Here is a 23,871-nt window from a genome sequence, read left to right on the forward strand (position 1 = left end):
AACCGGAAACCACTATGGAAAAAACCCATTCAAAATGGACTACGCTCGTCATCGTGCTGTTAACGGCGCTTTGCGTCGGGCTGTTTTACGCACAGGTATTCAGTAAGCCCGTTGCAAAAATTCAAGCGGTTCAATCGGGTGAGCAGCAAGCGCAGTATCATTGGCGTATGGTCACCACCTGGCCGAAAAATTTTCCTGGCCTCGGTAATGCACCGGAAAATTTCGCACGCTGGGTGCGCGAGGCCAGTAATGGCCGGATCAATATCACCGTGTACGGAGCCAATGAATTAGTGCCCGCATTGGGCGTATTCGATGCGGTCAGCTCCGGCAGTGTCGAACTGGGTCACGGGGCGGGCTATTACTGGAAAGGCAAAATTCCGGCGGCGCCTTTTTTTACCTCTGTGCCCTTTGGCATGAATGCACAGGAAATGAATGGCTGGCTGCATTACGGTAATGGTGGCAAGTTGTGGCGCGAAGCCTATGCGCCGTTTAATTTGTTGCCGTTAGCGGGCGGCAATACCGGTGTGCAGATGGCGGGTTGGTTTAATAAGGAGATCCATTCGCTCGCCGATATTCAAGGCCTGAAAATGCGTATACCTGGTTTTGGAGGCGAAGTGTTTACCCGCGCCGGCGGTGTTGCCGTGAATATTCCGGGCAACGAATTGTATACCTCGTTGCAAACCGGGGTGATCGACGCCACGGAATGGGTTGGGCCTTACAACGACATGGCGTTCGGATTTCATCAGGTGGCGAAGTATTACTACTATCCCGGTTGGCATGAGCCAGGCCCCACGCTTGAAATCATCATCAACAAATCTGTGTTTGAAAGTCTGCCAAAGGATTTACAGGAAATCGTGTTGTTAGCCGCGCGCGCATCCAATCAGGATATGCTGGATGAATACACGGCGCGGAACAATCAGGCGATGAATGAACTGGTGAACAAACACGGTGTGCAGTTGCGCCGGTTACCGGAGGATGTGCTGAAAAAACTGAAAGCAATTTCCGAGCAGGTTTACACGGAACAGGCGGCGAAAGATCCGTTTTTTGCCAAAGTCTATGCCGACTACAAGCAATTTCTGGCACAGGCTAAGGAATATCACAAGATCTCTGAAGAAGCCTACCTGGAGTCCCGCTGACGAGACGATGCGGCTGTTTACACAGCCGCAACCTGATCAGGGTTTCTGAATCGGCCGGGTGCGACCATTGCCGTCAATGGCCACAAACACGAATTCACCTTCGGTAACTTTCAGCGGCTCATCGCCTTCCGGGTCGATTACCCACGCTTCCACCAGGGTGCGGATGGACGAACGGCCCACTTCTTCTACTTCCACGAAAAACCCCACGTTGGAACCCACGGGGATCGGGCGCAGAAAAACCATGGAGCCTACCGCCACGGTGGTCACCCTGCCCGCTGCGATGGCCTGTGCCTTGATGGAGCCTGCCAGGTCCATTTTGGTCATTAACCAGCCGCCATAAATATCGCCGCTGGGATTGGTATCCGACGGCATGGTCAGCGCTTGCAGCATCAACTGGCCGGTGGGTGTGGGATTCTCGTCTTCGTTATGCATTGTTTTAATACTCGCCGTTACATCTGCTCTCCATCAACCAGCGCGCCATTGTGCGGGTAACCAGGTTACCAGCTCGGGCCAGAGTGCCAGCAGGAGGAGTAGCAGCAATTGGATCACAATAAAGGGCACTACGCCACGGTAAATCTGGCCGGTGGCCACGGTATCGGGGGCCACCCCGCGCAAATAGAAAAGTGCAAACCCAAACGGCGGCGTCAGAAAACTGGTCTGCAGGTTGATGGCGATCATGATGCCCAGCCACAGCGGGTCTACGCCCATGGCAAACAAAACCGGCGCAACGATGGGCACCACCACAAAGGTGATTTCGATAAAATCGAGAATAAAGCCCAGCAGAAAGATCAGCAGCATGACCACCAGCGTGGCGGTGATTACCCCGCCGGGGAGTTGCTGGAACAGTTCGTGCACCAGCGTTTCGCCGCCCAGGCCGCGGAATACCAGGGAAAACAGCGATGCGCCGATCAGAATACCAAACACCATGGCCGTGATGCGGGCGGTGGCATGGGCCACGTCGCGCAATACGGCGGGGTGCAGTTGTTTCTTGAATGCCGCCAGCAGGGTAGCGCCCAGTGCGCCCACGCCGGCCGCTTCGGTGGGCGTAGCGGCCCCGGACAGAATAGAACCTAACACCAACACAATCAGGGCGATCGGTGGCAGCAGGCTCGCCATCAGACCGGCCGGAGGCGCATCGGCCGATTCAGCCACCGCTGCGGGCCGTTCAGTCCCCCAAGCGCGGAACAGCAAATAGACCACATACAGGGCCACCAGCAACAATCCCGGAATGAGTGCGCCCACAAACAAATCGCCCACCGACACCGCTTCGGCATTGTAAATGCCGGCGGCCAGCTGGGATTGCTGCCAGGCACTGCCCAGTATGTCGCCCAGCAATACCAGGGCAATTGAGGGGGGAATAATCTGGCCCAGGGTGCCGGTTGCGCAGATAGTTCCGGTGGCCAGCTCCGGGCTGTAGCCGCGCTTGAGTAAGGTGGGCAGCGACATCAAGCCCATGGTGACCACGGTGGCGCCCACTATGCCGGTACTGGCGGCCAGCATGGCGCCCACCAGGACCACGGAAATACCCAGCCCGCCGGGCAGTCGCCCACAGGCGCGTGCCATATTGGTCAGCAGGTCCTCCGCCAGCCGGGATCTTTCCAGCATCACACCCATGAACACAAACAGCGGCACCGCGATCAGGGTGACATTGGTCATGGTGCCATACAGCCGATCCGGCATGGCGTGTAATAGATTGGGATCGAAGGCACCGGTGAGGATGCCGATGCCGGCAAAGGCCAGCGCCGTGCCCGCCAGGGTAAAGGCGACCGGGTAGCCCAGCATCAACAGCAGGCAGATGGCGAGAAATAATAACAGTGGCAGGAGTTCGATCATGCCTCGACCTCCGCCAGCAGACGCCCGAGATTACCCAGAACCTGACCGATAGCCTGCATCACCAGGCTGGCGGCAGCCAGGGGCAGCAAGCCTTTGAGCCAATAGACCCAGGGCAGCCCCCCAGCTTCGCCAGAGGCTTCTTTAATGGCCCAGGCGGATTGGAAAAATGGCCAGGTGACCCACAGCAGAAACAGCGAAAAAGGCAACAGGAACACCAGGCTGCCAAGGCAGTTGATCCAGGCTTTCTGGCGCACGGTAAAGCGCCGGTAGAAAATATCGACCCGGACATGCTGGTCGGCATCGGCCGTCCATGCCAGTGCCAGTAGGAACACAATGCAATGCAGATAGACAATGGCCTCCTGCAGGGCCATATGACTCCACTGGAATCCGTATCGCAGCAGCACCACGGTAAATGTCACTAACACCAGGACCACGGTCAGCCAGGCCACTGCCCGCCCGAGGGTGGTGGTAATTGCCATTACGGTTGATTGAAGCGCCAAAAGGCGGGACTGCGTCATAACAACGCCTGCTCTTATAGGTTTTATGATCCAGGCATTATACAGAAGCCGGGTGACTGGGTAGCCATTGTCTGAACGTCTATGCTAAGGCGAGCTTTGTCATATTAGTGTCATCTTGCATTCATAAACTTGTCACCAAGTCGACATAGAGTAGCGCTCGAACGACAAAATACCCCGTTGGAGGACTTCGTGAAAAAGATTATTACTTCTGCTGCCCTGGCCGCTACCGCATTTGGCATGGCCATGACAGTTGATGCAGCCGCCCGCGATCACATCAGCATCGTTGGCTCATCGACCGTGTATCCATTCTCTACTACCGTGGCCGAGCGTTTTGGCCGTTCCACCAACTTCAAGGCCCCGAAAGTGGAATCCACGGGTACCGGTGGTGGCATGAAACTGTTCTGTGGCGGTGTGGGCGTTCAATACCCCGACATGACCAACGCCTCGCGCGCGATCAAAGATTCCGAAAAGGCCATGTGTGCCGAGAACGGCGTAAAGGACATTGTTGAAGTGCTGATTGGCTACGATGGCATCGTGGTCGCCAATGCCAAGAGCGCCAAGCAATTTCAGGTCACCCGTAAAGACCTGTTCCTGGCACTGGCTAAAGAAGTGCCCAATGCCAAGGGTGATGCGTTGATCGCCAACCCCTACAAGACCTGGAAGGACGTGAACCCCACCCTGCCAGCAGCCAAAATCGAAGTGCTGGGCCCGCCCCCCACATCCGGTACCCGCGATGCATTCGTTGAAATGGCGATGGAAGGTGGTTGCACCCAATTCCCGCTGATTGCCGCCTGGGAAAAAGCCGACAAAAATGCGTTCAAAGCGGCCTGTCACGAAATCCGTGAAGATGGCGCATACGTTGAGGCCGGTGAAAACGACAACCTGATCGTCCAGAAGCTGAATGCCAACCCGAACGCGCTGGGTATCTTCGGTTTCAGTTTCCTGGACCAGAACAGCGATAAGGTTCAGGCGTCTACCGTTGATGGTCAGGAACCCACTTTCGACACCATCGCCGACGGTTCTTACCCCATCTCCCGTCCGCTTTACTTCTACGTGAAGAAAGCCCACGTGGGTGTGGTGCCCGGTATTGCCGAATACCTGGCCGAGTTCACCAGTGAAAAAGCCTGGGGTGACGACGGCTACCTGACGGAAAAAGGCATGATCCCGATGGCCAAGCCCAAGCGTGCTAAAATGGCCGCCGATATCAAGGCACTGAAGACCCTGTAAACGCCTGCGGGACGTTACACAGCACAATCGCCCGGTGAATCCACAGGGCGATTGTTTTTATATAGAGACTCTGTATTTATGCAACCTTTAACCCTGATCGCCACGCTCGCTGCACTAGTGGTTTTTGCTTTTGTGCTGGGACGCGGGCGCGTGCTGTTACAGGCCCAGGCACTGGGCGGCAGCCGGCATCTGGCGTCATTGCCGTTTTACTATGGCATGCTCACGGCGCTCTGGTGTGCCTTGCCCAGCTTGTTTGTCCTGGGCCTGTGGGAAATGTTTGACCAGCGCATCATGCAGTGGCTGGTGATTGGTCAATTGCCCGCCGAGATGCAGAGTCTCGACAAGGCCGATCTGGGTTTGTTGGTCAATACGGTCAACAACGTGGCGGCCGGTCATTTACCCCGCGACACGCAACCCGAGGCCATTCTGGCTGCCGCCGATGCGTTTAACGGCCTGCAGCAAACCAACCGGTTCGCCGTGACCGGCGTGGTATTGAGTCTGGCCATTGTGGGTGCCCTGTGGGGTTGGAGTCGTCTTTCGCCTCAGTTGCGCGCGCGCCAGGGCGTAGAGCGCACGTTTACCTGGGTATTGCTGGGTTGCTCGCTGCTGGCCATCCTGACCACCGTCGGGATTGTATTCAGCGTACTGTTCGAATCCCTGCAGTTTTTCCGTTCGGTCTCGCCCATCGAGTTTTTGTTCGGCACCCAATGGAGCCCGCAAATGGCCATGCGCGCCGATCAGGTGGGCAGCTCGGGTGCATTTGGTTCGGTGCCCCTGTTTGCCGGCACCATGCTGATTTCACTGATCGCCATGATTGTCGCGGTACCAGTGGGTTTGATGGCAGCCATCTACCTGGCGGAATACGCGCATAAAAAAGTACGCGCTTTCGTTAAACCCCTGCTTGAAATTCTGGCCGGTATTCCCACCGTGGTGTACGGCTTTTTTGCGGCGCTCACTGTGGCGCCGGCGGTGCGTGATCTGGGTCAGTCACTCGGTTTCGCCACATCCAGTGAATCTGCCCTGGCTGCAGGACTGGTGATGGGCGTGATGATTATCCCCTTCGTGTCATCCCTGTCAGATGATGTGATTACCGCCGTGCCGCAATCGCTGCGCGATGGTTCGTTGGGCCTGGGCGCCACGCAATCTGAAACCATCCGCCAGGTGGTACTGCCGGCGGCATTACCCGGTGTGGTGGGCGGTATTCTGTTGGCGGTTTCCCGTGCTATTGGTGAAACCATGATTGTGGTGATGGCGGCCGGCCTTGCGGCCAAACTCACCGCCAACCCGCTGGAATCTGTCACCACGGTGACCGTACAGATCGTGACCCTTCTGGTGGGCGATCAGGAATTCGACAGCCCGAAAACCCTGGCGGCCTTTGCCTTGGGTCTGATGCTGTTTGTGACAACGCTGGCGCTCAACTTTGTGGCCCTGCATGTGGTGAAAAAATACCGTGAGCAATATGACTGATTCTGTAAAACCCCGCGAAAGCACCATCGACAAGGTCAACAAAAATCTGGCCAGGCGCTATCGGGCGGAAAAGCGCTTCCGTTGGTACGGCATTTTGTCCATTGCCTTTGGTCTCGCCTGCCTGGTAGTGCTGTTTACCGATATTGTGGGCAAAGGCCACAAAGGTTTTCTCACCACAGAAATTTTTCTTGAGGTCGACTTAAACGCGGAAGATCTGGGAATCTACCAACCCGAGGATCCCGCCACCTTCATGACCGGTGATTTCGAGGGCCAGATCAAACGCGCGCTCTATGCCGAGTTGGGCGTGAGTGACCGGCGTGAAAAGCGTGCCGCTGCCGCAATGGTCAGCAGTGGCGCTGGCTATGCGTTGCGCGACCGGGTGATGGCCGATCCGGCGTTACTCAATACCACCATCAAGATCTGGTTGCTGGCGGATGACGACGTGGATACCTGGCTGAAAAGTCGCGGCGATAACCCCGACCAGGCCTTTACCGGCCGCCTGACCGAACAACAGCTGGCGTGGCTTGAAACGCTCTACGCCGACGGCAAACTCAAAACGGTTTTCAACACGGTGTTCTTCACCAGCGGCGACAGTCGCGAGCCGGAAATGGCCGGTATTCTGGGGGCGGCCCTGGGTTCGTTTTTCACCGTATTGGTTACCTTGGTTCTGTCATTTCCCATTGGTGTGGCGGCAGCGGTTTATCTGGAAGAATACGCGCCTAAAAACCGCATCACCGATCTGATTGAAGTGAACATCAATAATCTGGCGGCGGTGCCATCGATTATTTTTGGTTTGCTGGGACTGGCGATATTTATCAACTTTTTCGGCATGCCCCGCTCCATCCCGCTGGTGGGCGGTCTGGTGCTGACACTGATGACGCTGCCCACCATTATCATTTCCAGCCGCGCGGCCATTAAAGCCGTACCGCCTTCGATCCGCGAAGCGGCTTTGGGACTGGGCGCGTCAAAAATGCAGATGGTGTTGCACCATGTGTTGCCGCTGGCCATGCCCGGCATGCTCACCGGCGCCATTATCGGTATGGCTCAGGCATTGGGCGAAACCGCGCCGCTGTTGATGATCGGCATGGTGGCGTTTGTTGTGGATATTCCCGGTGGTGTTACGGATGCGGCGACCGCGCTGCCGGTGCAGATTTTCCTGTGGGCCGATAGCCCCGAGCGCGCCTTTGTGGAAAAAACCTCGGCCGCCATCATGGTCCTGTTGGGCTTCCTGTTTTTAATGAATACCCTGGCTGTGTGGCTGCGCCGCAAGCTGGAACGACGTTGGTAAGGTAAACTCTGATGACGACTGCAACTGCTGCCGAGATGCCCGTGACTGCAAATTCTATTTCTGACGGCCCGCAACCCGTGGGTGCCGACCACAAAACCGTGGGTCACCCCCTGGTAGACAACGCCAAGATGAGCATGCGTGGCGTGGACGTATTCTATGGTGACAAGCAAGCGATCTTTGGTGTGGACCTGGATATCGGTCGCAACGAAGTGATTGCGATGATTGGTCCGTCGGGCTGCGGCAAATCCACGTTCCTGCGCTGCCTTAACCGCATGAATGACACCATCGATATTTGCAAAGTCCAGGGTCAATTGATGCTGGAAGGTCAGGATATTTATGATCCCTCGCTCGATGTGGTGCCACTGCGCGCACGCGTGGGCATGGTGTTTCAGAAACCCAACCCCTTCCCCAAAAGCATTTACGACAATGTGGCCTATGGTCCGCGTATTCACGGTCTGGCCAGCCGCCGCACCGAGCTGGATGAAATCGTAGAGACCAGTTTGCGCCGCGCGGGCTTGTGGGAAGAAGTGAAAGACCGGCTGCATTCGCCCGGTACCGGTTTGTCGGGTGGTCAGCAGCAACGCCTGTGCATTGCCCGCACCATTGCGGTGAGTCCGGAAGTGATTCTGATGGATGAACCTTGCTCGGCGCTCGATCCCATCGCCACGGCGAAGATTGAAGAGCTGATCGCGGAGTTATCTGAAAACTTCACCATCGCGATTGTGACCCACTCCATGCAGCAGGCCGCGCGCGTGTCCAATCGCACCGCTTACTTCCATTTGGGTAAGTTGATTGAAGTGAACGACACTGAAAAAGTGTTCACTAATCCCGATCATGATCTGACTGAAGCATACATCACCGGCCGGTTCGGCTGAGACACTGACCAAAGGAATCAGAAATGGATAAGTTACATCTGGATCGTCACATTTCACGTCAGTTCAATGCCGAATTGGAGATGTTACGCACTCAATTGCTGGAAATGGGCGGTTTGGTCGAGCAACAGGTCGCCGACGCGGTCAGCGCCATTGAAACCGGTGATATCGCGCTGGCGGAAAAAGTGATCGACACCGAAGAAAAAGTCGATGATTTCGAAATCGAGTTGGACGAGCAGGCCACGCTGGTATTGGCGCGCCGTCAACCGGCAGCGTCTGATTTGCGGTTGGTATTGGCTGTGACCAAAGCCATCCGCGATCTGGAGCGCATCGGTGACGAGGCCCAGAAAGTCGCCAAGATGGCCATCGCCCTGGCCGACGGCGGTGCCAACCGGCGCGGTGCCAGCGAGCTCCGGCACATCGGCGCCAGTGTTCAGGCCATGATGACCCAGGGGCTGGATGCATTTGCCCGGTTTGATGCCGAAGCCGCGCTCAAGGTGGTGGAAGCGGACGAGTCGGTGGATCGTGAATACAAAACCGCAATCCGCGAGCTGGTCACCTACATGATGGAAGACCCACGGGAGATTTCGCGGGTGATGAATGTGTTGTGGGCGTTGCGTGCCCTGGAGCGGATTGGCGACCATGTGCGCAACGTGTGTGAACACGTGATCTATCTGGTGCGTGGCCTGGATATCCGCCACATCAGCCTCGATGAAGCAGAAGCCAAAATAAAACAAAAATAGCGTTGGGTGGTTCACTCGTACCACTCATACCGAATTTGCGCGCCTTTGGCGCGCAAATTCGTATAATGGACGTGTAACTGCCTGAGATTACCTGTGAACACCCCGCGCTTTTTGAATCCAATACTGTGCTTATCCGCGCTCCTGATGGTGGCGTGCGAGCCTTCCCGCATCGAGCGGATGTCTGATTACGAGTTGGGTGAGCGCTACAGCAATTGCCTGGATAACAAACCGACGGCGCCGGGTGTGGCAACGGCCTGCGAAAACCTGCGACGTGAATGTGAGCGGAGAAAGCAGGAATTAGGCTCATTTGTCTGCCGTTCGCGTTAAAACCCACCTCTCCTCTATAATACCGCGCCCGTGTGCGGAGACTGTATGGATTCCATTACCGAAATAGAAATGTTCGCTGGCTATAACCCGGCCGGCCAACCCGTGGCTGAAAAGCTGCAGGCTGTAAAAACCGACGAAGGCTATCGCCTGGTGCGTTCACCCGCGTTTATCAAGGGGCTGGCCAGTGGCGACCTGATCAGGCTCGATGAAGCCAGCGGCGAATTCGACATTGTCCGGCGCAGTGGCAATCTGTGTGTGCGCGTGTTCAGCCAGCAGGACACGGCCGGCTTTGAAGAGGCGCTCACCAGTGAGTTGGAAAAACTTGGCGGTGAGCTGGAGCTGCACAGCCCCCGTATGCTGGTGTACAAAGTCCACGTGAGCCTGGGTTTCAAGGCGATTGAAGCGATCCTGGAACAGCAGGTGCCTGCCGACGCGCAATGGCTTTACGGCAATGTCTATGATCCCGCCGATGGCCAGACGCCGCTGAATTGGTGGCTGGAACTAGAAGAGTAAGGTGTAAATTTTCATGTTAATGGTGGTATCTCCGGCGAAAACGCTGGATTTCGAATCGGAATGGTCTCTCCCGGGAAGCACTAAACCCCGCCTGCTGAAGCAATCTGCACAATTGATCCAGCAATTGCGCGACCTGTCGCCGCAGGATATTTCTGCGTTGATGAAAATCAGCGATAAGCTGGGTGCGCTCAATTTTGACCGGTTTCAGGCCTGGGATACCCCCTTTACCGTGAAGAATGCCCGGCCCGCCGTGTTGGCGTTTAAAGGGGATGTTTATACTGGGCTCGAAGCAGAAACCTTCGGCAAAGAGGACATGGATTTCGCTCAGGATCATTTGAGAATCCTGTCCGGTTTGTATGGTTTGCTCAGACCAAAAGATCTGATGCAGGCTTACCGGCTTGAAATGGGCACTAAATTCGCGAACAGTGGTGGCAAAGACCTGTACCAGTTCTGGGGCAGCCAGATCACCGATCTGCTCAACCAGGATCTGGCGGATAGCACCGCGCTGGTCAATCTGGCGTCAAACGAGTATTTCCGTGCAGTCCAGACCCGCCAGTTGACGGTGCCGGTGATTACCCCGGTATTCAAGGACCGGAAAAACGGCCAGTACAAAATCATCAGCTTCTTCGCCAAAAAAGCCCGCGGCACGATGGCGGCCTGGGTGATCCGCAACCGGATTGACCGGCCGGAAGCGCTCAAGGATTTTGATGTGGATGGCTACCGGTATGTGGCGTCCGCCTCGGATGCTTCAACACTGGTATTTCAGCGCGACGAACAATGATGCGTTTCTGATGGATCCGGTTACTTTTTAGTCCAAATTCGTCTTGATTGATCAAGCGCTTGGGGATACTTTTTCGCCTGCAACAAATAACTATTACGACCTGTGCAATGTGGGAGTGGGTTGGCGCCGTATCAGGTTCGGCGACGACTTTGCATGGGCACCCTTGTTGAGAGGCAACCATGTCACATCATGCGGATTTTACCGCCTATGTCAGCGATCTTTTGCATCGCCTGCTCAGGGCCCGCGGTTATGTTGTCAGCGAGCAAAAGAAATTCAATGCAACCACCCTGTATGCCGGTGATGTACCGGTGGCGCTGATCCTGCGCGGCAGCTTATACGTGGGTTTATCGGCTGCGCGGGCCGCATTGCTGTTGCCAGGTACCCGGCCCTTGAATCCCGAAGGCGTGCATCTGGACAGCCATTATTACCCCGTACCCCTGGCCTGGCTGTGCGACCCGGACAAGCTGGCCCAATGCATGCCGCCGGCGATGCAGTCCGTACGCGACGTGCCGTTGGCTGTTTAGCCCGCAATCCTTCCGCCCAACATCGCCTGGCCTGCTAGGCTTAGTTCAACGAGATGTTGAAAGGAAACCGCTATGCCTGCGCGAATCCTGGTGGTGGATGACGCCAGCTTTATCCGCGATATGGTGAAAAAGCACCTGCGTACCCTTTTACCCGGCGTCACCTTGTTTGAAGCGGTCGATGGGCAGCGCGCCGTTGCCTTGCTGAAAAAGCAAACGGTGGACATTATTTTGTCGGATTGGGAAATGCCGGGCATGTCGGGCGAAGAACTGCTCACCTGGGTCCGGGGCCAGGAAAACTATCAGAAAACCCCGTTTGTTATGGTCACCAGCCGTGGCGATCGCGAATTCGTGGTGAAGGCGGTTCAGTCCGGGGTGAGCGATTATCTGGTTAAGCCCTTTTCCGCAGACGAGTTGATGACCAAGGTGAGTAAGCAACTCAAACGCCTTGGCATCAATCCGAAAAAAGCAGCTGCGGCAGGTGGTCAGGGTGTTGCATTTGGCTCGATTGAGGCCCTCACCGGGTCGACCGCCCCTGCCGCCAAATCCGCCCCTGTGGCGTCCCCCCTGACCGGTAAACCCAAGCCGGTTAAAAAGGCCCCGCCCCGCAAAGCCCAGAAAGGTGTGGCGCAGTTGCGCACCGCAAGCCTGAGCTGCGATTGCCTGATTCGCGAAATGAGCCTGCAGGCGTTGAATGGTGTCATTCAACGCACCGAATCCTTGCCGGTGCTGTTTGAGGCGGCCGTACTGGATATTGCCGATGCCGAAGGTAACCCGGTAGCCCGCGTCAATGGCTATGTCGCCAGCCTGCAGGGTGCCGAACCGCACGTGGATACCCGCCTGATTAAAATTACCATTCGCTTTGTGGATGATGATCCTGCTAAATTTGAGCAGCTATCCAAATACATTGCGCGACTGTGAAACCGACAGGCCTGTGCTGATAATAAAAACCGAGGCACCATGGATTCCGCAGATTTGAAGCCCTTTTCCCAGGCTTGCCAGAACAACCGCGACCCCATATTGCACCACCTGTCGCGCCTGTTTGCCCACAGCCAACGGGTGTTGGAGGTGGGCAGTGGTACCGGCCAGCACGCCGTGCATTTCGCCAAAGCACTGCCCCATTTGCAGTGGCATACCAGCGATCTGGAAGAGCATCACGAGGGTATACGACAATGGTTGGCGGAATACCCTTTGCCCAACTTGCATCCCCCGCTGTTGTTGAACGTCGATGATACCTGGCCGGTACTGAACGGCGTGGACGCGGTGTTCAGCGCTAATACGGCCCACATCATGGCCTGGCCTTCGGTGCAAAACCTGTTTGCCGGCATCGGGCGGCTGCTGCCAGAGGGTGGGTGCTTTGTGTTGTACGGTCCGATGAATTACGGCGGGCAGTACACCAGTGAAAGCAATGAACGGTTTGATGTGTGGCTGAAAGCCCAGGACCCGGCGCGCGGTATCCGCGATTTTGAAAAACTGCAGGCGCTGGCCCAGCAGGCCGGCCTGACGCCAGAAGAAGACAACCCCATGCCCGCCAATAACCGGCTCCTGGTCTGGCGCAAATAAACGCTACTGTCTGAAGGGTAACAGATCGGCGGCGGCTTTCAGGTAAGCCTCATTGTGTCGTCGTTCGGTCTCGATAAACTGGTCGATGGCCGCGCGTGCGTCGGCGTCTTTGATCCAATGGTTTGAAACCACCGGTACCGGGGTAAACCCGCGTTGGATCTTGTGCTCGCCCTGGGCGCCAGGATCAAACCGCGTCAGCTTTTGCTCGATAGCGAACTCGATACCCTGGTAGTAACAGGCTTCGAAATGCAGGCAGTCCCACTCTTCCAGACAGCCCCAATAGCGCCCATAGAGTGTGTGCGCGTCGAAAAAATTCAGCGCGCTGGCGATCAGTTGGCCCTCGCGCTCGGCCTGTACCAGCATGACCTGGTGCGCCAGGGATTGGCTCAGGGTCTGGAAAAAAGCGCGGTTCAGGTAACCCGCGTGACCTGAGCGCTTGGCGTAGGTATGGCGATAACAGGCGTAAAAATGTTCCCAATCCGCGGCGGTAATGTCTGCGCCGGTTTTACGCGTGAGGGTTATACCGGCTTCAGCTACCTTGCGCCTTTCGCGCAGCAGACTCTTGCGTTTGCGGGCGTTAAAGGTTGCTAAGAAACCAGCAAAATCCTTGAAGCCATGATTGAACCAGTGGAACTGAGTGCCCTGCCGTTGGCGCCATCGGGGCGCCAGTTGCGCAGATTCATCCGGCCCGGACAGCAGCCAGTGCAGGCTACTAATAGCGTTGTTGTGGGCCTGTTGTTCCAGTTGCTGCTGCAGGGCCGGCCAATGCCCGGCGGTCAGTGTGCCCAACAGGCGCGGGCCGCTGGCCGGGGTAAACGGAATGGCACACACCCACTTGGGGTAATAGGCCCGGCCGGCACGCCGGAAGGCATCGGCCCAGGCCCAGTCAAACACGTACTCGCCCCAGGAATCGGTTTTGATAAATAAGGGCGCCGCCGCCACCGGTACCTGCGCTTCCGTCACCCACAGGTAATGGGGGTGCCAGCCGGTGCCCTCGCCCACACAGCCACTGGTTTCCAGCGCACTCAGGAACGCGTATTGGAGAAAGGGGTAATCCGAGCCCAGCAGCGTCTGCCACTCGGCCTCGGGAATGTCGTGAATAGATGTCAGGAATTGGCAGTGCATACGCCTTTATACGGCGTCGGTCGTGGTTTGTGCCAGTCGTTGCTTGGGAAAATGGCAGCTGAAGCGGCTGCCTTTGCCCACCTGCGAGCTGATCTCAAGCCGGGCATCGTGGCGCTGCAGCGCATGCTTGACGATGGCAAGGCCAAGGCCAGTACCGCCGGTGGCGGAATTCCGGGAATCGTCCACCCGGTAAAAGCGTTCGGTCAGGCGCGGCAAATGTCGCGGCTCTATCCCCGGGCCATTGTCCTCGACCTCGACTATCAGACCATAGGGTCCGGTTTTCGCACGCAAGGTAATCCGGCTACCCGCTGGTGTGTACTTGATGGCGTTGGTGACCAGATTGCCGAAAGCGCTTTGCAGTTCTTTTTCCACGCCGCGCAGCGCGATGTTATCTTCGCATTCCAGCGTTAACGTGTGTCTGTTAGCAGATAAGGCGTTGGCCTCATCCATGATCCGCTCCAGCAATCCCTTGAGTGCCAGCGGCTGGTGGCGTTCGGGATTGACCTCGGTTTCCAGTACCGACAAGGCGATCAGATCGTTCACCAACATGTGCATGCGGGTGCATTGCTGCTGCATCTGAGCCAACGGCTTTTCCCAATTGGCGGGCGCGTTGCCGAGGTCGGTGAGGGTTTCCAGGTAGCCTTTGAGTACCGTCAGTGGGGTGCGCAATTCGTGTGACACGTTGGCGACGAAATCTTTGCGCATCTGGCTGAGTTTGTGCAAATGGGTGATATCGCGCGCAATAACCAGCTTCTCGTTTTGGCCGAAGCGGGTGATCTGAAATTGCAGGCGCTGGTCTTTTCCCGGGCCCGCAGCCAGATCCAGTGGCTCGCGGAAATCCTGTTTTTCCATGTAGGCCACGAAGCGCGGGCTGCGCACGTAGTTAACCAGTGGTTGGCCCTGGTCGTGGGTTTCAAAATGAAACAGCCGTTCGGCAGCGGGATTCCACCAGTCGATGTTGCCGCGACTGTCCAGCAGCATGACGCCGTCGGGCAGCGCGCCGGTGGTCTCCTGTACCCGGTTGAGCACCTGGCGCACACGCTCGGATTCGCGCTCCTGGCGCTTTTGCAGTCGATAGATGCTCTCGAAAATATCGGACCAGATGCCGCTGGCTTCCGGAGGCGTGGATTTACGCCGTTGGTTGAGCCATTCATCCAGTTGGCGGATCTGCCAAAGCATCCAGAACATGTACAGGGAGCCGCCGAGGATCAACGTGGGCATAACATAGCCGTTGATCAGACCGAAGGTCACACACAGGACAGTAAACAGCGCAACGCGCTTTAATTCAGCGTGAAAGCCACGTAGCACTCTAAATATCCCGGAATCAGACGTTGGTGTTCATTACAACCGGCCACTCACTGCCTGCCGGCGACTTTGGTGGAAAACCGGTAGCCCGAACCGCGCACTGTTTGTACGAAGCGGTCGTGCTCGAGCGGTGCCAGGGCTTTACGCAGACGCCGGATGTGCACGTCGACAGTGCGTTCATCAATGTACACGTTCCCGCCCCAGATGTGGTCCAGTAACTGGCCGCGATTGTACACGCGTTCCTGATGGGTGAGAAAAAAACTCAGCAACCGGTATTCGGTCGGTCCCATGTCCACAGGCTCTTCCGCGATGGTGACGCGTTGGCTGATGGGGTCGAGGCACAGTTGATCGACCAGAATGGGCTCGTCGGGTTCATTGGGTTCAATCCGGCGCAATACCGCTTTCAGCCGGGCAATTAACTCGCGCGGCGAAAAGGGTTTGGTGATGTAATCGTCCGCACCGGTTTCCAGGCCCTGAATTTTATTGTCTTCTTCGCCTTTGGCGGTGAGCATGATAATCGGGATTTTGGCGGTGACATCGTCGCGTTTGAGCCGACGGGTCAGTTCCATACCGGAGGTGCCGGGCATCATCCAATCCATCAGGACCAGGTCGGGTTTTTCGTCGATAATCAGGCTGTGGCCATCCTGCGCGTTGCTGGCCTCCAGGCAACGGTAATCCGCCATTTCCAGGGCAATCCGGAGCATATCGCGGATAGCGGCTTCATCATCAATGATCAGAATTGTCTTCGTGCTCATGGTCTGCGTTCTAAATCCGTGAATGAAGCTGTATTAGATTACCGTAGCATGACAATTATATGACGGCCTCAGGCCCGCCCCGCCTGTGCAACCCTCGATTGTGAGTCGTTGAACCGATGGGTTGCGTTTACGCCGCGCCCGCCTGCTGATAATCGAGCGCAATACCGGCAAAGATGACCAGCCCTACCCAGTTGTTATTCAGGAATGCCGTAAAGCTGCCGGCGCCATCGCGTTTGCGTGCCACCCACTGCTGCCAGATAAACAGAAAACCGGCGGCCAACAGGCCGGCGTAGTACCACAAGCCCCGCTCAAAATGACTGCCCGCCATAGCCAGGGCGCCCAGAGCCATTACCTGCAGGCAAAAAATAATCGTGAGATCATTTTCGCCAAACAAAATAGCCGTGGATTTAACCCCGATTCTGAGATCGTCGCGCCGGTCCACCATGGCGTAGTAAGTGTCATACGCCACGGTCCAGAGTACGACCCCGGTATACACCAGCCATATGCCCCGATCCAGTTCACCGGTTACTGCCGCAAACGCCATGGGGATGCTCCAGGCGAAGGCGGCGCCCAGCACGACCTGGGGCAAATGGGTGTGGCGTTTCATAAACGGATACAGGCTCGCCAGCGCCACCGCACCAAAGGACAAAAACAGGGTAAAACGATTGGTCTGCAGTACCAGCGCGAGGGCCAGCAGGAGCAGGCAGGCAAAGCCGAACAGCGCTGCCTGTGGGCTGATGTGGCCGGCGGCAATGGGACGCGCTTTGGTGCGGCTGACATGGCCATCGATGTGCCGGTCGGCGTAGTCATTGATCACGCACCCGGCAGCCCGCATGACCACAACGCCTGCAATAAAAATGGCGAGGTTTTTGGTGTCGGGCACGCCACCGGCGGCAAGCCACAAGGCCCATAGCGTTGGCCAGAGCAGCAACAAGGTGCCGATGGGTTTGTCGAAGCGCATCAGGCGCCACCAGGCCACCAGATAATTGGGCTGCTGCGCGTTGGCCATCTTCACTCCTTGATATTCACAGGCTGGCGACAAACGCCGGCAAAAAAACTTCACTGACTAATAAGGGATTGCCCTGCAATCGGAACAGCGAACGGCGCCCCCATACCTGGCCATCCTCATTATTCAGATAGTCCCCGTCCACATATTGATTGTGGGCGCTGATGGCGGCAATTTCGATGGGCTCGCGGGTCATATCCGGGTCCTGGAACAACAGTGCGCCGAGCGGTCGGTTATCCAGATTGCGCAGGGCTTTGAGTTTGCCGTTCAGGCTGCTGTAGGGTATCAGGCTGCGGGCAAAAACCCAGCTTTCACCGCGTCCCTGCAGCACCACCTCGCGCACCAGCATTTTGTGCTTGGCGTTCACACCCAGTAAACGCAACTCACTGGTATGGGTCCTGGCCCAACCCTGACGCAGTAATTTAACGGCGAACTGATCGTCGCTGTGGCTGATTAACCTTGCGGTCAGAGAGCCCTGGTCCGTTAACCAGGGGCTGAGCGCGCGCGGGAGTTGCCAGGCCAGATGTGATGCCGGGTGCCAGAAAGGTTCGCGGGGCGATGTCGGGGTGGGCAAGGGCGTTCCTGCTGATGCCTTTGAATGTGCCGCCATTCTACCCGACGGGAACGAATCTGTGTGGCGACCGGGTGGCCAACACGTTAGCATGGGCGCTGAAAACCAAGAATAACGAGAGGTAACCCGCCCGTGCACAAGTCAGATCTCGTCACCGCGGTTGCGGACGCAACCCAACTTTCTGCAGACAAGGCCGATCGCGCTGTATCGGCTGCCGTAGAACACATGACCAATGCACTGGCGCGCGGCGAGTCTGTGTCGTTGGTGGGTTTTGGCAGTTTCAGCGTGCGGCCAAGAGCGGCGCGCACGGGCAAGAACCCGCGCACCGGTGAAACCATTCAGATTCCTGCCAGCAATGCGGTGGGTTTCAAAGCGGGTAAAGCCCTGAAAGACGCTGTGCAATAAGCGACAACACCTATTACTGCTGTTCCCTAAGGAAATTTATTATGAGCTTGACCAGTCGAATTCTGGTGGCAATGGCGCTGGGCCTGGTGGTTGGTGGCCTGTTTAATTTTGCTGAAAATCAGGGCTGGACCGCGGGCGTGTTCGATGCCTGGATCGATGAATTTATTGTCAGTGGTGTATTTGATCTGGGCGGCAAAATTTTCGTGGCCCTGTTGAAACTGTTAGTGGTGCCGTTGGTGTTCGTTTCGTTGGTGTGCGGGACAGCATCGTTGGGCGACAACACCCGTATGGGGCCAATGGCGGGTAAGACCCTGGTGCTGTATATGATCACCACGGCGGTGGCCATTTCCCTGGCACTGTTGGCGGGCTGGGTGATCAAACCCGGTGTGGGCTTTGATCTCACCTCGGATGCCACCTATACCGCCGCGGCGGCGCCGTCATTGAAAGAAGTGATCCTCGGCATCGTGCCCACTAATCCGGTCCAGGCCATGGCCGAAGGCAATATGCTGCAGATTATTCTGTTTGCCCTGCTCGTGGGCGTGGCCATGTCACGCGCCGGCGATGCGGGTAAGCGCCTGGCCGCTTTCTTCAATGATTTCAACGATATCGTGCTGCGCATGGTGGTCATGCTGATGAACTTCGCGCCCTACGGTGTCTTCTGCCTGATCGCGCAAATGGCCACCGACCTCGGCCTGGATGCGTTTGCCAATCTGGCGGCCTATTTCTTCACGGTACTGTTTGTGCTGTTCCTGCACGGTTTGGGCACCTATGCGGTGGCACTCAAGTTATTGACCGGTCTGAGCCCGATCATGTTTTACCGCAAGATGAAGTCGGTCATGTTGTTCGCGTTCAGCATGAGCTCGTCCAATGCCACCATTCCGGTGACGTTACGCGCGGTGCGCGATGAGCTGGGCGCCGACAACCGGGTGGCATCGTTCACCATCCCCATGGGCGCGACCATCAACATGGATGGCACCGCCATCATGCAGGGGGTGGCGACCGCCTTTATCGCCCAGGCCTACAACATTGATATCGGCTTTGGCGGCTACATGATGGTGATTCTGACCGCCACACTCGCCTCCATAGGTACCGCTGGGGTGCCGGGCGTGGGCCTGATTATGCTGGCCATGGTGCTGGAGCAGGTGGGCCTGCCGGTGGAAGGCATTGCGCTGATTATCGGCGTGGACCGTCTGCTGGATATGACCCGCACGGCGGTGAATGTGTGTGGTGATGCCATGGTGACCCTGGCGGTGGCCAAGAGCGAAGGCATGCTGGACGAAGTGCGCTACAAAGAAGATCCTTCCCTGCCCGGCCACATCGGCTGAAGGAACAGGATTCCGGTTGCCGGCAGTCTCAGGCCGCCGGCGCCATTTGCGATGCGATATTCTCGAGCTCGGCAGACGATTCGAGAATGTTGTTGATGGTGGCCTCGGCTTTGGCCGGGTCCAACTGCAGGTCTTCGTAGACCTGCGCTGGAATGTCGCGCTTCGGACCGCAGCCCAGTCCGCGCTGGGCCAACAGGCGGCGCGCGACAAACAGCAGCTTGGCATAGGCGGCATGCTCGCCCTGGCACAGCGGGTTGTGTTGCTGGCGCAACGCAAACACCACTTCCTCCGGCATATTCCACACCTGCATTAACCAACTGGCAATCTGATCCCGGGTCATGCCCAACAAGTGGCGTTCACTCAGGGTGTAATCCGCGTGCGGGTTGGCCTCCTGACTGCGGCAGATCTTGGTGAAATGCGGTGGAAATACTTCGGCCATCACCAGATACCCGAAATTGAACAACAGGCCAGAAAGGTAAGCCATGCCAAAGCCCGGCCGGCTTTCCCGTGGAATAGCCGTGACCAACCCTTCCATGGCGGCGGCCATGTAGACCGACTGGCGCCAATAGGGGGTAACGCCGAAGGGGCCGTCTTTGGGCAATGACAGGGTTTTGCCCAGGGCCAGCCCGAGTGCCAGATTCAGCACCATATCGAATCCCAGCACCCGCACAATGGCATCATGGATGGATTTGATTTTGCCCGGTGCCGAGTAATAGGGCGACGCCGCCCAGCTCACCACCTGCGCGGCCAGGCTGGGATCGGTTTCCACAATATTGGCCAGGTCGGAAATGTCGGCATTGGGGTCTACCCGCAGCTTGATGATGCGCTGGGCCGTTTCTGGCAGTGGCGGCAATTCGAGCGTTTCTTCCAGCCGGTCCTTGATGCGCTGCTCGGTAAACTGGCTGACCGATTTGAGGATGATGGATTCGTCCGATTCATCCTGCGGCATTTCCAGATTGATCAGGGGTACGGCGATGTCGCCGACAATGGCCTCTTTCGCCATGCTGGCGAAGGCATCTGCCGGCAACTCCAATAATTGGTCGCGGCTGCCGGCGTCCAGGTAAAGGTGGCTGCGGTCAAACAGGCTCTGTTCAATGACCGTGGTCATGCCCGCCAGGCCAGGCAATGCGGGCACCGAGGAAAGCTTGTGTTTTTCAAACAGGCCGCGCAGGGTGGCCGGCGACATGGCGCGTGTGTCGAGGCCCAGCAGCCGGTTGACCGCCTCCAGATCGAGCAGGGCGTCGGCCGGGTAGATGGCCAGCAGCTTTTCTTCGTCGTTTTCCAGCAAGGTCGCGCGTGCCGCCGAGTGGTTCATCAGCCGCTGGTCGTGCCAGTTGGGGCCACTGAGGGGATCGGTGAGCAGATAGTTCAACGCTTGTTTATCGAGAAATTGCACGACGCTGGCGGAAATTGACACACAGGCTCCTTCTAATACTTGGCCTTGGATTTACAAGTGTAGTTAAGTCTGCGATGCCTGATAGCACGCCAGTTATAATAACTGGCGCCTCACTCTACACTTTTGCGTACTCCTCGTTATATCCGAGCCAACGCCGGATCAGAGCCTCGCTTTCGGCCGGGTACGCCTTGAGCAGATCGGCCGCGGCGGCCTTAACTTGAGGGATGAGTTCGCCATCCCGCTGTAAATCAGCAATGCGCAGGTTCATTTCGCCGGTTTGGCGGGTGCCCAACACCTCGCCCGGCCCGCGCAATTCCAGGTCTTTTTCCGCAATCGCAAAACCATCATTGCTGGCGCGCATGGCTTCCAGACGGGCGCGGGAATGCTGAGAAAGAGGCCCCGAATACAGCAGAACGCAATGGCTCTCGGCACTGCCCCGCCCCACCCGACCGCGCAACTGGTGCAATTGCGCCAGGCCCAGACGTTCGGGGTTGTCGATGATCATCAGGCTGGCGTTGGGCACGTCCACGCCCACTTCGATCACGGTGGTTGCCACCAGCAAAGGGATCTCGGCGGCTTTAAAGGCCCGCATCACGTCCTCCTTCTCGGCCGGTTTCAGTCGCCCGTGCACCAGCCCGATGGGGGTGTCGGGCAGGCACAGGGCCAGCTCCTGCTGGGCGGCTTCCGCGGCCTGTGCCTCCAATGTTTCGGACTCTTCAATCAGGGTGCAGACCCAATACACCTGTCGCCCCTCGGCGATGGCTGCGCGCACCCGGTCGATCACCTGCGCCCGCCGGTCCTGGCTGATCACCACCGTGGTTACCGGCTTGCGCCCGGGCGGCAGCTCGTCGATGACCGAGCAATCCAGATCGGCATAGGCACTCATGGCCAGGGTGCGCGGGATGGGCGTGGCGGTCATGATCAGTTGGTGCGGTCGCCGTTCACTGCCGGCTTTGGCGCGCAGGCTCAGGCGTTGGTGCACGCCAAAGCGGTGTTGCTCGTCGATGATCACCAGGCCCAGGTCGGCAAAGTCGACGTCTTCCTGAAACAGGGCATGGGTGCCCACCACCAGTTGGGTTTTACCCGCAGACAGCTCCGCCAGGGATTCCCGCCGGGCCGCCGCCTTCTGTTTGCCCACCAGCCAACCCACGTGAATGCCCAGCGGTTCAAACCATTGCCGGAAATTATTGAGGTGCTGCTCGGCAAGGATTTCGGTGGGTGCCATCAGCGCCACCTGGTAGCCGTTGCCAATGGCCGATAACGCCGCCATGGCAGCCACCAGGGTTTTACCCGAGCCCACATCGCCCTGTACCAGCCGGAGCATGGGCACCGGCTTGGCCAGATCGTGGGCGATTTCCCTGCCGACCCGGGTTTGCGCGCCGGTGGGGGCAAACGGCAGCCGGGCCAGAAACCGCGTCAGCAGGTCGGTATTGGTGGCCAACACCGGCGCCGATTCGGACTGGATGGCCTGGCGCAGGCGCAACAGGCTGAGGTTGTGAGCCATCAATTCTTCAAACGCCAGGCGTTGCTGGGCCGGGTGCAAGCCCTGCATCAGTTCCTGCAGATTGGCGTCCACCGGTGGCTGGTGCAGGTAGCGGATGGCCTGCTCCAGCGGCCATTGCTGGTAATGGTGGCGCAAGTCGGCGGGCAATAATTCGCGCAGTGCGCCGGCGTCCAGAAATGCCAGCGCCTGCGTGGTGAGGCTGCGCAAACGCGGCTGAGTGATGCCCTCGGTGGCGGGGTAGATGGGCGTCAGGCTGGTGGCGGTCAGGGCTTGGGTTTTATCGGCGTTTTCGTATTCGGGGTGATAAAACTCCAGCCCGGCGGCGCCCCGGCGGGCTTCGCCATAGCAGCGCAGGCGCACGCCTTTACCGAGCGCCTGTTTCTGCGCCTGATTGAAATGGTAAAACCGCAGGGTAAGGACACCGGTATTGTCGGCCAGTTTGACCACCAGGGACCGGCGGCGGCCAAACACCACGTCGGCCGCCCGGATCTCCCCCTCGACCACGGCGCTGACCTGGGGTTGCAGAGCCCCGATGGGGGTGACACGGGTCCGGTCCAGGTAGCGGGTGGGTAGGTGAAACAGCAGGTCTTGCAGCGTGTGCAGGCCGATGCGCGCGAGCTTTTCCGCCAGTGATTTGCCCACGCCTTTGAGCGCGGTGACATCGACCCGGTCAAGTGTGGGTGCACCACTCAAAACCTGAAAGCCTCAGTCGCCGCTGGCCAGATGGCACTGGTTGATGGACGCGCGCAGGGCATCGATGGCTTTGTGTCGCGGGTAGCTTGCGCGCCAGGCCATGGCCACGGTGCGACGCGGCGCGGGCTCGACAAAGGGTCGGTAGGTAAGCAGGTCGTCGGCGTAACGGGTCGCTTCCACGGCTGAATAGGGCAGGATGGTGATGCCCAGACCGGATGCCACCATGTGCCGCAGGGTTTCCAGCGAGCTGCCTTTTGCCGCCGTGCGAATGTGCCCGGCCACCGGGTCAGCGGTGGGTTGCAGCGCGGGGCAGGCTTCCAGAATCTGGTCCCGGAAGCAGTGACCCTCGCCCAACAGCAGGGCGTTGTATTCGTTCAATTGCTTGGGGTCGATGGCGCTGGATTCGGCCAGTGGATGGTCCTTCGGCATCAATACCACAAAGGGCTCGTCGTACAGGGTTTGGGTCACCACATCGGCCTCGGTAAACGGCAGGCTGACGATGATCACGTCCAGCTCCCCTTTGCGCAGCCGCTGGCGCAAGGTGGCGGTGTAGCCCTCTTCCACATAGAGCGGCATATTGGGTGCGTTGCGCTGGAGTTGGGGAATGAAATGCGGGAACAGGTAGGGGCCGATTGTGAAAATCGCACCCACATGCAGCGGGCTTGAAAGCTGATCTTTGCCGGATTTGGCGATGTCTTTGATGGCGGCGGTCTGTTCCAGCACCAGTTGTGCCTGGTTGACGATCTTTTCCCCCAGCGGGGTGGGTTGAACGCGGGTCTTGGAGCGCTCGAACAGGGCCACGCCCAATTCATCCTCGAGCTTTTTTACCGCGATGCTGAGTGTGGGCTGGCTGACATAGCAGCGTTCGGCGGCACGGCCAAAATGTTGTTCCTGAGCCAGTGTCACTATGTAGCGCAACTCATTGAGCGTCATGTAATCTGCCATCCTGTTCTATATGATTGCGACTTTATATCAGAATCATAGGCATCGATAGTCC

At 57.8% G+C, this 23,871-nt stretch carries 24 protein-coding genes; 13 read left to right on the forward strand and 11 right to left on the reverse strand.

The genetic code is table 11. The annotated features are described in order from the left end of the window. Positions 1-14: 14 nt before the first annotated feature. On the forward strand, positions 15-1,136 hold the full coding sequence (locus tag M5M_RS12325) for a TRAP transporter substrate-binding protein (protein ID WP_016389402.1): 1,122 nt from the start codon (positions 15-17) through the stop codon (positions 1,134-1,136). A 36-nt stretch (positions 1,137-1,172) separates the two neighbouring features. Here M5M_RS12325 and M5M_RS12330 read toward each other — a convergent pair whose 3' ends face one another. Genes M5M_RS12330 through M5M_RS12340 form a run of 3 tightly spaced genes read right to left on the reverse strand, consistent with a single transcriptional unit; the run spans position 1,173 to position 3,487 of the window. Next, entirely contained in the window at positions 1,173-1,568 is a 396-nt protein-coding gene (locus tag M5M_RS12330; protein WP_015047837.1) for an acyl-CoA thioesterase, read from the reverse strand. Positions 1,569-1,601: 33 nt separating this feature from the next. Further along, positions 1,602-2,969 (reverse strand): TRAP transporter large permease, encoded by a 1,368-nt coding sequence (locus M5M_RS12335; RefSeq protein WP_015047838.1) that lies wholly within the window; start codon positions 2,967-2,969, stop codon positions 1,602-1,604. Continuing rightward, on the reverse strand, positions 2,966-3,487 hold the full coding sequence (locus M5M_RS12340) for a TRAP transporter small permease subunit (RefSeq protein ID WP_015047839.1): 522 nt from the start codon (positions 3,485-3,487) through the stop codon (positions 2,966-2,968). Before M5M_RS12340 ends, M5M_RS12335 begins: the two co-directional genes overlap by 4 nt. A 189-nt stretch (positions 3,488-3,676) precedes the next feature. Here M5M_RS12340 and M5M_RS12345 point away from each other — a divergent pair, with 189 nt between their 5' ends. The 10 genes from M5M_RS12345 to M5M_RS12390 all read left to right on the forward strand — a co-directional run bounded on the left by M5M_RS12345 (position 3,677) and on the right by M5M_RS12390 (position 12,789). Further along, positions 3,677-4,714 (forward strand): PstS family phosphate ABC transporter substrate-binding protein, encoded by a 1,038-nt coding sequence (locus M5M_RS12345; protein ID WP_015047840.1) that lies wholly within the window; start codon positions 3,677-3,679, stop codon positions 4,712-4,714. Between the two features lie 78 nt (positions 4,715-4,792). Continuing rightward, complete coding sequence (gene pstC / locus M5M_RS12350) at positions 4,793-6,181, forward strand: phosphate ABC transporter permease subunit PstC (RefSeq protein WP_015047841.1); 1,389 nt, start codon at positions 4,793-4,795, stop codon at positions 6,179-6,181. Further along, entirely contained in the window at positions 6,174-7,469 is a 1,296-nt protein-coding gene (gene pstA, locus M5M_RS12355; RefSeq protein ID WP_015047842.1) for a phosphate ABC transporter permease PstA, read from the forward strand. Before pstC ends, pstA begins: the two co-directional genes overlap by 8 nt. 35 nt (positions 7,470-7,504) lie before the next feature. Then, positions 7,505-8,344, forward strand: coding sequence for a phosphate ABC transporter ATP-binding protein PstB (pstB, locus tag M5M_RS12360; protein WP_042455707.1), 840 nt, complete (start codon positions 7,505-7,507; stop codon positions 8,342-8,344). Between the two features lie 23 nt (positions 8,345-8,367). After that, entirely contained in the window at positions 8,368-9,084 is a 717-nt protein-coding gene (gene phoU / locus M5M_RS12365; protein WP_015047844.1) for a phosphate signaling complex protein PhoU, read from the forward strand. Positions 9,085-9,456: 372 nt separating this feature from the next. After that, positions 9,457-9,924 carry a DUF4265 domain-containing protein gene (locus M5M_RS12370; RefSeq protein WP_015047846.1) on the forward strand — a complete coding sequence of 156 codons (468 nt, stop codon included), beginning with the start codon at positions 9,457-9,459 and terminating at the stop codon, positions 9,922-9,924. 13 nt (positions 9,925-9,937) lie between these two features. After that, a complete protein-coding gene (gene yaaA, locus M5M_RS12375) occupies positions 9,938-10,705 on the forward strand; it encodes a peroxide stress protein YaaA (RefSeq protein ID WP_015047847.1) in 768 nt (255 codons plus the stop codon). Between the two features lie 179 nt (positions 10,706-10,884). Beyond that, positions 10,885-11,229, forward strand: a complete 345-nt coding sequence (locus M5M_RS12380) for a hypothetical protein (RefSeq protein ID WP_015047848.1) — start codon at positions 10,885-10,887, stop codon at positions 11,227-11,229. Positions 11,230-11,301: 72 nt separating this feature from the next. After that, positions 11,302-12,147, forward strand: a complete 846-nt coding sequence (locus tag M5M_RS12385) for a response regulator (protein WP_015047849.1) — start codon at positions 11,302-11,304, stop codon at positions 12,145-12,147. Positions 12,148-12,186: 39 nt separating this feature from the next. After that, the gene (locus M5M_RS12390; RefSeq protein WP_015047850.1) at positions 12,187-12,789 is read left to right on the forward strand and encodes a DUF938 domain-containing protein; all 603 of its coding nucleotides are present in this window, start codon (positions 12,187-12,189) and stop codon (positions 12,787-12,789) included. Positions 12,790-12,792: 3 nt separating this feature from the next. Here the strand turns inward: M5M_RS12390 and M5M_RS12395 are convergent, their stop codons facing one another. The 5 genes from M5M_RS12395 to M5M_RS12415 all read right to left on the reverse strand — a co-directional run bounded on the left by M5M_RS12395 (position 12,793) and on the right by M5M_RS12415 (position 17,554). Next, positions 12,793-13,914, reverse strand: a complete 1,122-nt coding sequence (locus M5M_RS12395) for a GNAT family N-acetyltransferase (RefSeq protein ID WP_016389411.1) — start codon at positions 13,912-13,914, stop codon at positions 12,793-12,795. A 6-nt stretch (positions 13,915-13,920) separates the two neighbouring features. Then, positions 13,921-15,222 (reverse strand): phosphate regulon sensor histidine kinase PhoR, encoded by a 1,302-nt coding sequence (gene phoR, locus M5M_RS12400; RefSeq protein ID WP_015047853.1) that lies wholly within the window; start codon positions 15,220-15,222, stop codon positions 13,921-13,923. 47 nt (positions 15,223-15,269) lie between these two features. Further along, a complete protein-coding gene (phoB, locus tag M5M_RS12405) occupies positions 15,270-15,974 on the reverse strand; it encodes a phosphate regulon transcriptional regulator PhoB (protein ID WP_016389413.1) in 705 nt (234 codons plus the stop codon). Between the two features lie 127 nt (positions 15,975-16,101). Beyond that, positions 16,102-16,983, reverse strand: a complete 882-nt coding sequence (gene ubiA, locus M5M_RS12410; protein WP_016389415.1) for a 4-hydroxybenzoate octaprenyltransferase — start codon at positions 16,981-16,983, stop codon at positions 16,102-16,104. A 16-nt stretch (positions 16,984-16,999) separates the two neighbouring features. Continuing rightward, complete coding sequence (locus M5M_RS12415) at positions 17,000-17,554, reverse strand: chorismate--pyruvate lyase family protein (RefSeq protein ID WP_015047857.1); 555 nt, start codon at positions 17,552-17,554, stop codon at positions 17,000-17,002. Between the two features lie 129 nt (positions 17,555-17,683). Here M5M_RS12415 and M5M_RS12420 point away from each other — a divergent pair, with 129 nt between their 5' ends. Both M5M_RS12420 and M5M_RS12425 read left to right on the forward strand, forming a co-directional pair. Continuing rightward, positions 17,684-17,956 (forward strand): HU family DNA-binding protein, encoded by a 273-nt coding sequence (locus M5M_RS12420; protein WP_015047858.1) that lies wholly within the window; start codon positions 17,684-17,686, stop codon positions 17,954-17,956. A 41-nt stretch (positions 17,957-17,997) separates the two neighbouring features. Then, positions 17,998-19,281 (forward strand): dicarboxylate/amino acid:cation symporter, encoded by a 1,284-nt coding sequence (locus M5M_RS12425; RefSeq protein WP_015047859.1) that lies wholly within the window; start codon positions 17,998-18,000, stop codon positions 19,279-19,281. 28 nt (positions 19,282-19,309) lie between these two features. On the opposite strand, the gene M5M_RS12430 is transcribed toward M5M_RS12425, so the two are convergent. From M5M_RS12430 to M5M_RS12440, 3 genes are all read right to left on the reverse strand, one after another. Further along, on the reverse strand, positions 19,310-20,698 hold the full coding sequence (locus M5M_RS12430; protein ID WP_016389416.1) for an aminoacyl-tRNA deacylase and HDOD domain-containing protein: 1,389 nt from the start codon (positions 20,696-20,698) through the stop codon (positions 19,310-19,312). A 94-nt stretch (positions 20,699-20,792) separates the two neighbouring features. After that, positions 20,793-22,874 (reverse strand): ATP-dependent DNA helicase RecG, encoded by a 2,082-nt coding sequence (recG, locus tag M5M_RS12435; RefSeq protein WP_015047862.1) that lies wholly within the window; start codon positions 22,872-22,874, stop codon positions 20,793-20,795. A 12-nt stretch (positions 22,875-22,886) separates the two neighbouring features. Continuing rightward, positions 22,887-23,807, reverse strand: coding sequence for a hydrogen peroxide-inducible genes activator (locus M5M_RS12440; RefSeq protein ID WP_016389418.1), 921 nt, complete (start codon positions 23,805-23,807; stop codon positions 22,887-22,889). Positions 23,808-23,871 lie beyond the last annotated feature (64 nt).

This window comes from Simiduia agarivorans SA1 = DSM 21679 (assembly GCF_000305785.2).
GTDB classification, from domain to species: Bacteria; Pseudomonadota; Gammaproteobacteria; order Pseudomonadales; family Cellvibrionaceae; genus Simiduia; species Simiduia agarivorans.

Bases quoted from the DNA above. Each gene is read 5' to 3' on its own strand.
- phoB (WP_016389413.1), bottom strand. From the start codon at position 15,974: ATGAGCACGAAGACAATTCTGATCATTGATGATGAAGCCGCTATCCGC.
- M5M_RS12370 (WP_015047846.1), top strand. From the start codon at position 9,457: ATGGATTCCATTACCGAAATAGAAATGTTCGCTGGCTATAACCCGGCC.
- M5M_RS12335 (WP_015047838.1), bottom strand. From the start codon at position 2,969: ATGATCGAACTCCTGCCACTGTTATTATTTCTCGCCATCTGCCTGCTG.
- pstB (WP_042455707.1), top strand. From the start codon at position 7,505: ATGCCCGTGACTGCAAATTCTATTTCTGACGGCCCGCAACCCGTGGGT.
- M5M_RS12440 (WP_016389418.1), bottom strand. From the start codon at position 23,807: ATGACGCTCAATGAGTTGCGCTACATAGTGACACTGGCTCAGGAACAA.
- pstC (WP_015047841.1), top strand. From the start codon at position 4,793: ATGCAACCTTTAACCCTGATCGCCACGCTCGCTGCACTAGTGGTTTTT.
- yaaA (WP_015047847.1), top strand. From the start codon at position 9,938: ATGTTAATGGTGGTATCTCCGGCGAAAACGCTGGATTTCGAATCGGAA.
- M5M_RS12385 (WP_015047849.1), top strand. From the start codon at position 11,302: ATGCCTGCGCGAATCCTGGTGGTGGATGACGCCAGCTTTATCCGCGAT.
- M5M_RS12325 (WP_016389402.1), top strand. From the start codon at position 15: ATGGAAAAAACCCATTCAAAATGGACTACGCTCGTCATCGTGCTGTTA.
- ubiA (WP_016389415.1), bottom strand. From the start codon at position 16,983: ATGGCCAACGCGCAGCAGCCCAATTATCTGGTGGCCTGGTGGCGCCTG.
- M5M_RS12330 (WP_015047837.1), bottom strand. From the start codon at position 1,568: ATGCATAACGAAGACGAGAATCCCACACCCACCGGCCAGTTGATGCTG.
- phoU (WP_015047844.1), top strand. From the start codon at position 8,368: ATGGATAAGTTACATCTGGATCGTCACATTTCACGTCAGTTCAATGCC.
- M5M_RS12340 (WP_015047839.1), bottom strand. From the start codon at position 3,487: ATGACGCAGTCCCGCCTTTTGGCGCTTCAATCAACCGTAATGGCAATT.
- M5M_RS12395 (WP_016389411.1), bottom strand. From the start codon at position 13,914: ATGCACTGCCAATTCCTGACATCTATTCACGACATTCCCGAGGCCGAG.
- M5M_RS12380 (WP_015047848.1), top strand. From the start codon at position 10,885: ATGTCACATCATGCGGATTTTACCGCCTATGTCAGCGATCTTTTGCAT.
- pstA (WP_015047842.1), top strand. From the start codon at position 6,174: ATGACTGATTCTGTAAAACCCCGCGAAAGCACCATCGACAAGGTCAAC.
- M5M_RS12390 (WP_015047850.1), top strand. From the start codon at position 12,187: ATGGATTCCGCAGATTTGAAGCCCTTTTCCCAGGCTTGCCAGAACAAC.
- M5M_RS12425 (WP_015047859.1), top strand. From the start codon at position 17,998: ATGAGCTTGACCAGTCGAATTCTGGTGGCAATGGCGCTGGGCCTGGTG.